Origin of the sequence: Vagococcus elongatus, assembly GCF_003987645.1 — a bacterium.
GTDB classification, from domain to species: domain Bacteria; phylum Bacillota; class Bacilli; order Lactobacillales; family Vagococcaceae; genus Vagococcus_A; species Vagococcus_A elongatus.
This window is the reverse complement of the sequence record NZ_NGKA01000012.1, coordinates 82,225-90,247: the sequence shown is the minus strand read 5'-3', so window position 1 is coordinate 90,247 and position 8,023 is coordinate 82,225. Positions and strand designations below refer to the sequence as shown.

The 8,023-nt window shown below is 37.9% G+C and carries 7 protein-coding genes; 1 reads left to right on the top strand and 6 read right to left on the bottom strand.

The genetic code is table 11. The features are described from left to right. Positions 1 to 271: 271 nt before the first annotated feature. The 6 genes from CBF29_RS08835 to CBF29_RS08810 form a co-directional block, all read right to left on the bottom strand. The gene (locus tag CBF29_RS08835; protein WP_126809382.1) at positions 272 to 1,174 is read right to left on the bottom strand and encodes an ABC transporter substrate-binding protein; all 903 of its coding nucleotides are present in this window, start codon (positions 1,172 to 1,174) and stop codon (positions 272 to 274) included. A gap of 48 nt (positions 1,175 to 1,222) precedes the next feature. Further along, positions 1,223 to 1,819, bottom strand: a complete 597-nt coding sequence (locus CBF29_RS08830) for an ABC transporter permease (protein ID WP_126809381.1) — start codon at positions 1,817 to 1,819, stop codon at positions 1,223 to 1,225. Beyond that, positions 1,816 to 2,469: an ABC transporter permease gene (locus CBF29_RS08825; RefSeq protein ID WP_126809380.1), complete on the bottom strand. Its 654-nt coding sequence runs from the start codon at positions 2,467 to 2,469 to the stop codon at positions 1,816 to 1,818. The genes CBF29_RS08830 and CBF29_RS08825 overlap by 4 nt, the downstream gene beginning before the upstream one ends. 1 nt (position 2,470) lies before the next feature. Further along, on the bottom strand, positions 2,471 to 3,586 hold the full coding sequence (locus tag CBF29_RS08820) for an ABC transporter ATP-binding protein (protein WP_126809379.1): 1,116 nt from the start codon (positions 3,584 to 3,586) through the stop codon (positions 2,471 to 2,473). 667 nt (positions 3,587 to 4,253) lie between these two features. After that, positions 4,254 to 5,942, bottom strand: coding sequence for a hypothetical protein (locus tag CBF29_RS08815; protein ID WP_126809378.1), 1,689 nt, complete (start codon positions 5,940 to 5,942; stop codon positions 4,254 to 4,256). Beyond that, the gene (locus tag CBF29_RS08810; RefSeq protein ID WP_126809377.1) at positions 5,939 to 6,973 is read right to left on the bottom strand and encodes an acyltransferase family protein; all 1,035 of its coding nucleotides are present in this window, start codon (positions 6,971 to 6,973) and stop codon (positions 5,939 to 5,941) included. Before CBF29_RS08810 ends, CBF29_RS08815 begins: the two co-directional genes overlap by 4 nt. Positions 6,974 to 7,174: 201 nt before the next feature. Between CBF29_RS08810 and CBF29_RS08805 the strand changes: the two genes are divergently transcribed. Further along, positions 7,175 to 7,963 (top strand): helix-turn-helix domain-containing protein, encoded by a 789-nt coding sequence (locus tag CBF29_RS08805; protein ID WP_126809376.1) that lies wholly within the window; start codon positions 7,175 to 7,177, stop codon positions 7,961 to 7,963. Positions 7,964 to 8,023 lie beyond the last annotated feature (60 nt).

Genomic DNA, 8,023 nt, shown 5'->3' with positions numbered 1-8,023 from the left:
AGAATCCAGCTTCCTTAAATTTTTATCAGATTTTATCCTACTAAGTTGAAAAATAATTTTTTCTTCCACTTTTCACCACAAGAAGTGGAAGAAAAACTTTTAAAGGTTGAAGTATGAAAAATTCAGGTTATTGATTGATTATTAACATTTTCTGGTCTGGCTACTTCTTTACGACAGGTATCCTACCTTAGACCACAAAATCTCCAGAATAAACAAATTTATCCTGGAGATTTCTTTTACTTGATGATTCGTTAATGTTTCCCGAAAAAATCTATAGCAATCCTTCATCCGTCAGAAATTTTTTGGCGACCTCTTCTGGTGTTTTACCATTTACATCTATTTCATAATCCAACTCCTGCATTTCTGTGTCACTGATACGTCCATCCAGAAGGTCTAATACTTCTTTAAGTTCCGGATGTTCTTCAAGGACTTTATTAGGACAAATCGGGGCACCGTGATACGGCGGGAAAAGTTCTTTATTGTCCTCTAGTATAACCATGTCATATTTTTTCAACAAAGAGTCTGTTGCGTAAACCACCATGATATCCAGTTTCCCCTGTTCAATGGCATCGTATAACAATGAGGTATCCATTTTCAGTGCTTCCTTAAAGTTCAAATCATATAATTCGATCATCGGGTCAAAACCGTCTGCATCACGAGTATAAAAAATATGGTTGGCGCCAAATCGCAACTCGCCAGCAGGTTCTGACAAGTCGCTCATGCTTTGGATGTTCATCTCTTCAGCTTTGGTCCTCAACATAGCTAATGCAAACGTGTTATTAATCCCAATGGGCTTGAACATCGTAATGTCATAATCGTCTTTCAACTTTTTAACAGCAATATCATAAATATCATCTGCGCTTAACCCTGTACTGTCAGGCAGTTTAAGTATTTCATTGTAAGCAGTGCCCGAATATTCCACGTAGATATCTATTTCACCTTTTTCCATCGCAGGAAAACAAATGGACGTCCCGCCAAGATTTTGTTTTCTCTCTACTTCAAGTTCTGTTTTTGCTTCCACCAACTGGGCGTACATTTCACTCAAAAGAATATTTTCAGTAAATTGCTTTGAAGCAATCGTCACTTTTCCTCCCTTGCTGCTGCAGCCGCTAAACAAAACAATGCTGATGACAACTATCAGTCCCAAAAACAGCCATTTTTTATTACGTTTCATTTTTCTTCCTCCTCAGGGATGAACCAAGTAAAATAAGCAGGTGGCTTTTCAACGACTCAAACGTTTTTCCAAAGTCGAAAGCAACACATCAAATAATACTGCCAGCAGAGAAACCGGGATGGCACCCGATAACATCATACTCATATTACGGGTCTGTATCCCCCGCCAAATCGGCATACCTAAACCGCTTGCGCCAATCAGAACACCAGTAGTCGCAATACCAAGGGCAGAAACCAGTGCTAGACGAATTCCCGACAGAATAACAGGGAAAGCAAGGGGTAATTCCACTTGAAAATAAATCTGCATTTTGGTCATACCCAGACCCCTTCCCGCACGAATTGCACCCTGATCTACACCCATTATCCCCACGTATGTATTACGCACAATTGGAAACAATGAATATAAGAAAATAGAAAAAATCACGGTGGAATTGTTTAGTCCAAAAATCAACATGACAAAGGTGAACATGGCCAGTGTGGGTACCGTTTGAATGATATCCACTATAACAAAAACAATTTTTGCGACTTTCTTATGTCCACGCAGTAGCGAACCTGTGGGGATTCCCACAAGACAGCCAGCTGCAATGCCGGTAAAAACAATTTGCAAATGCTCCAGCAGTGCCTTTCCGATAATAGAAACATTCATGTTTTCACCCCTCTTCTACCTTGGGTAAACTGGATGGCTTTATTTTCCGCTGCAGTCAGTAAAAAGCTGACTAGTAAAGCTAATAAGGTGGCTGGTAATGCGCCGGCAAAAATCATATCGTAGTTGTACGCTTGCAGGCCTGACCAAATAAGATCCCCTAGGCCGCCAGCGCCGATAAATGCGGAAAGGGTAGCCCAACTAATGATATAAATACCGGACAAGCGTATTCCGGTAATAATCGCTGGTAAGGCGAGAGGAAGCTGGACATTTAAAAGCAGTTGACGGCGATTCATTCCCATCCCTAAAGCTGTTTTGATATATTGGGGATTGATAGAATTAATACCAGTATATGTATTGCGCATGATAGGCAATAATGAATATAGAAATAAAACTGCGACGGCCGGCACAAAGCCTAGTCCCAGCACAATCATGGCTACACCTAAAAGAACCAAACTAGGAATGGTGTTAACCACACCAAAAATTCCCAACACGATTGATGCTGCTTTTTTGTTTCTCGTCAGCAATATACCTGAAGGAAGAGCAACTGCTAATCCCAGCAATACCGCAACCAGACTGATGAGGACATGTTCCCCGAGAGCTTTCCAAACCATTTCTTTATTGTTAATTAAAAATGAAAAGAAACTAGTCATCTTATTTCCCTCCCCAAACAACTTGTGCCAGGGACTTCACCATACTTGTTTTAGTAACCACGCCTAACACATGATTTTCCTCATCAACAACTGCTAAAATATCTAAATTCTGTTCGGTAATCAGTTCAAATGCTTCTTTTGCTGGTGCATCCGGCAAAATATATGGTAATTTCTTCAATTCTAAATCTCCGACTGACATCCCCGGCCGTGCCTTAGTCATGATATCTTCAATCCCGAGGGACCCCAGCAATCGGTCCTCATCATCCACTACTAACAAAGAGGACACCCGCTCACTCTCCATCAAAGCGATACTTTGAGCAAGACCAAAATCAACAGAAACTTTGAAAACTTTACTGCGCATGACATCCTTTACTAATTCCACACTGTTCAGATAAAAACGGTGTTTCCCGACAAATTCTGCCACAAAGTCATTTTTGGGATTTGAAAGAAGTTCGTCAGGTGATGCAGCTTGCACAATACGGCCTTTTTGCATCAACACAATGACATCTGCAATTTTTATCGCTTCATCCATGTCATGAGTAACGAATACAATTGTTTTGTTTAATCTTTTCTGCAATTTTTTGATTTCATCTTGCAAATTGTCCCTCGTAATTGGATCTAAAGCTCCAAACGGTTCATCCATCAAAATAAGAGGTGGTTCTACTGCTAAGGCACGCAGCACTCCGATACGTTGCTGCTGCCCTCCTGAAAGATCTGAAGGATATCTATGCAAATAGGTTTCCGCATCCATCCCCACCATTTGCAGTAATTCAAGCGTGCGGGCCGATCTCTTTTCTTGAGACCATCCCAAAAGTTTAGGGACGATTTCTACATTCTGTTCAATCGTCATATGGGGAAATAACCCAATTTCTTGAATGACATAACCAATGCTCCTGCGCAACTCCACAGGATCAATCGTTTGAATATCGACACCATTGAGATAAATTTTTCCTTCAGTGGGATCGATTAGACGATTGATCAGCTGTAACGTGGTTGTCTTACCGCATCCTGACGGTCCCACCAATACAACCAGCTGTCCGCTTTTTATTTCCAAATTTAAATTGTCAATCACTTTGTTGTCCCCATAAGCCATTGCGACATTTTCAAATCGAATCATTGTCTTCCTCCTTTCACTATTTAAAGCTAAACGTACCCTATCTACACAAAATGCCACCGCAAGCGATGGCAAACAAATTTAACTATGCTTAATAAAATACATCTCACCGAAAACTAAACAATCAAAGTACTTTTAAACAACTTAAACGATCGCAGGATGTATTTCGCATTCAATCATATCAATTTTTTATTGTTCTTCCCGTTAAATTAACACGCTTAAAAAGAAGGCGTTTTCAAATGTTAGGAAAAACAATCTGCCGTTAGATGTTCACTAAACCATCTCTCCCTCATAATAAAAGTATAGCAAAAAACCTCCCTTTTTACTAGCAAGGCCAAGCTTTGTTTGACTTTTCCTAAAATAAACTACTCGGATATATGCAAAAATAATGCAGATAAACGTCATAAAATCGCAAAAATGTTCTAGCTAAAACACTCCCGCTTTACCTGCCGACACTATCACGGTGAAAAGAGACAATATCAACAGATTTTCAGGAGTGTCACAAATTTTTGTAATAAACATCGAAGCTCTCAGATGATGAAAGAATAATGTTTGAAAAACTACCATTTCCAATAGTCAATATTGAAAACAAGCTCATTCACAAACCCAAGCAACATAAGGTTAACTGTTTTACACATAAAATCTGGTAGACTCACAGGTGGATTCTATACTACTTGACTGCTTTTACAAATAAAATTTTAAAAACACATCCTAGCCATGTGAAAGCAGTAAGCCACAATGACATTTTAAAGAGTGCCGTCTCTTCATAAGAAACTCTTAGTTGGTTGTCCCCTTCTTGTTGTTTAACTTTAATCACTCCTAGACTGCTCAATTCAATTTCTTTTTCTGACAATTTTTTTCCATTAAGTTCTAATTTTGTTTCACGGTATTTTATGATTGGGATTGTAACGTTCAGATTTTTGTCTCCCTGCCATTTTACAATGAGAGAGTCCCCTTTTACCTCCTTGACAAATTTTTTGTTTTCATCAATGATTCCTTTTTTATATAATTTATAATTATTTTGCCCCTCATCATAATAAACGGGCAGATAGTCAGGTGTTGCTTTTTCCACTAACTGTAAAGCTTTCTGTTTGTTTTTATCAAAAAAAGAAGACTTCACGACCGCAGTATTTGTCTCATGAATAGTCACGTGCATGCCCGACTGCAAATAGTCATTTTCTGTTTGCCAAAAAGAAAGTGTAAATAAAAGTAATATCACTGTTTGAATCAAACTAAAAGGAAAGAACCATTTCAACGCCTTCTCTGCTTTTTCTATTGATACCATCCCTTCTTTTAACAATAAACCAAAGTTTACCAATAATAAAATGGTTGCCGGAATAAAAAAACGAAAAGGAAATTGGATGATTTGAGCAATTTTTATCTCGTTAGTTATCAAAAAATGCCAGGGAATCAAATTACTGGATAATATCAAAAAAATACTTTCAACAAAAAGTATCAGCTTTGACATCATGGGCCAAGACTCTTTTTTTTGCCAAAAAACATAAAATTGAACAAGCAATAATATAAATAGTGGAAAGGGCATCAGCAACATATAAACACTTTGCCATGTGATCGTGCTTAGATGCATGGAATAATTAACAAATGGCGGAAGTATTTTTTGACCGCTATACAACTCAAAAAGACTGCTCCAAACATTTAACGTTAAAAGAAAAAACAAAAAAATGGACAAGGACAACTCTTTTAGTAACCGAATTTTTTCTGACGAATAAAAAAACAGGTAGCTGAAAAACAATAAGTATATCAACACTAGTAACACACTTGAAAAAATATGTGTTTGAAACATCAGCCCCGTAAAAATAGCCAAGGGTAAACTCCTAATTCTCTGTTTCTTGATTAGGTCCACTAGTGGAAGAAGACAAAATGGCATCAAGGCGGCGCCCCAAGCAGAGAATCCTTGACGGAGAATCCAATACTGGATGGAAAAAGTAGTCATAAAGAGCAGAGACAAAACAGTGCCCCACTTGCTTGGCACTTCCAACTTCTTTAACAAACATGCCATACTCACGCCAGCCAATACATACAAGATGAAGTTTGACACCAGTTGGTAGTGGAACCAAGTAGGACTTAACAGAAAAATCACCCCATGCAAATAGGTCATTATGGGCCCATAAAAAGGAAGAATGATTCTTGCCGATTGTTGAAACCCGTACATAGAAATAAAATATTGGAAATTATGTTCCTTGAGTTGCATGCCTGCGTCATACACCCTATTGAAATGAAACAATGCGTCTGACCCTACAATCATTTGTCTGCTGACCAGTTGTGGTAAAATCAGCAGGATGGCTAGCATAATGATGGCCGTAAATGAATAAACACCGTTTTTTCTGAATACTCTCAAGCTGTCCCACCTCCCGCAAGTTGACGAGTGTTTCTTCTGCTCAACTTCCAAAGAGTGAGAGCGGCAAAACTGGTCATTGCATAAGTGATAGCGAATAACACCAATCCGGTGATTTCATATCCATCAAAAAACTTCGGAGATAAGCCTTTGATTGCTTCTAAAAATGCAGGATGCAGCAAGAAATTTTTGTGTGTTAAAAACCTGATCAATTTTTCTTGAGAACATATCGGCTGTTTTGACTGCAAAATAAGTGCTAGGAAAAACAAAGAAAATGGGATTAAACTGAAAAAGAAATTTTTATCGTCTCCTTGATGTTGGAAGACAAACCAGCCCTCCAAGCAAAAAAGTAACGTGCTGAGAGATAATTTTACTGGCAAATGTTTTTGAAAAATTGACCGATGACTATTTTGTGCTAAAATAAATCCTGACCAAATAAATATTGGAGAATAAAACAAACCATTTCTAGTCGTGAAAAATACTTGCCGATAAGAGAAGTAAAGATTGCCAATCAGTGTATTTTCCATATAAGCGGAATAGGTTTCTAGTGCCCCAAAACTATAAAGCAGCAGCAATGCCCCAAAGGATAACAAGATTTTTTTGTGTTTGCTCAGAAGATTGATAATCCAAATACCAGTCAATAAGCTGGGAAAATACCATAGATGGTAACAAGTACCGATGTAAAGTAGAGCTCCGACCAAGGCTATCGGAACGAAAACAAGTGGAGTTTTTTGCTGATATAAAAACAACAAAGCATAGGGCAAATAGATCAAGCTCCAAAACAAATACTGCTTGAGTAAACGTCGGATGTATCCCTCTTGATAGTTGGGCAACTGACTGCTTTTTTTGTAAAGAAAATAGCCGGTGGTGATAAGAAAAAACGGCACGGCTGCTCGACACAACATACTTTTCACAAAAAAATGAAGACCTTCATGCTGAAAAAGTCTGCCGCAATGAACCAGGATAATCAGAACAGAAGCAATATATTGTATAATAGTAATTGTTGTATAATGAGATGATTTTGAATGATTCATAGAAACTCCTTTCTTCTGAATCACATAGTATAAATCATCTGTATAAAAATAAAGAAACAAACTATGACTTTGGAAAAAATCTATTGATACAAATAATGACACAGGAAACAATCTGATTTTCTCTCTGTTACTGTTTGTTGCATCCCCGTTATTACAAGGTTTTTAGTTATTTAACTTACGAATGTTAAAAGGAGATCGGAATTGAATATAGGAAAAATAATCAAGCAAAAAAGAACAGAATTAAAGTTGACACAGGAAGACTTAGCAAAAGAATTGTTTGTCTCACGGCAGCTAATCTCAAAATGGGAAAACGAAAAAAGTTATCCCGATTTGGAACAAGTCGTCAAACTAAGTGATCGTTTTGACCTTTCTTTAGATGCGCTTTTAAAAGATGATGAAGATATTGTGAAAGAATTGACCTTTGAAACTGCAAAGAAAAAAATATTTAAAGTTTTACTGGTGCTTCTGACTATTGCCACCATCAGCTTACTGTCGATCATCGGCTTTGGGATGTACACGGATGGTGCTTTCTTGGAGTATGATGACATCACTGTGACTAACATCGAAAAGAGAATCCTCCCCGAAAAGACAGTTTCTCTCCCTTGGAGTGAGGATGTCATCACGTTGCCAGCAGATGTGGAAACGACTATTCACTTTAAAACAGAAAAACCGTTCGTTGATTTAAGCAAACGGAGCGGTTTGAGAAACAATGTTGATGACCAAGGCATTGAAGTTTACATACGAGGGGAATATAAATTGTTTGGAGGGAATAAAGAAAGTACAATCGTTATCTTGAGTCAAAGAGAGAATATTTTTGAGGAGCACAACTCGAATATTGAAAAAAGTATTTATCTCATGGATAAAAAGAAAGGAAGAAAAGCCATTCAGATGATGGAGGATGATATGGCATTTCCTTCAGTTAAAGACATATCCAAACTTCTGATTTCGTGGGAAGATATCGAAAAGCTTCCAGACACCTCGGAGGAGTGACTATCAAAAAGCACCTACTAAACAGATAAGAAACAGCTGATAAGCATGAGGCTCACCATC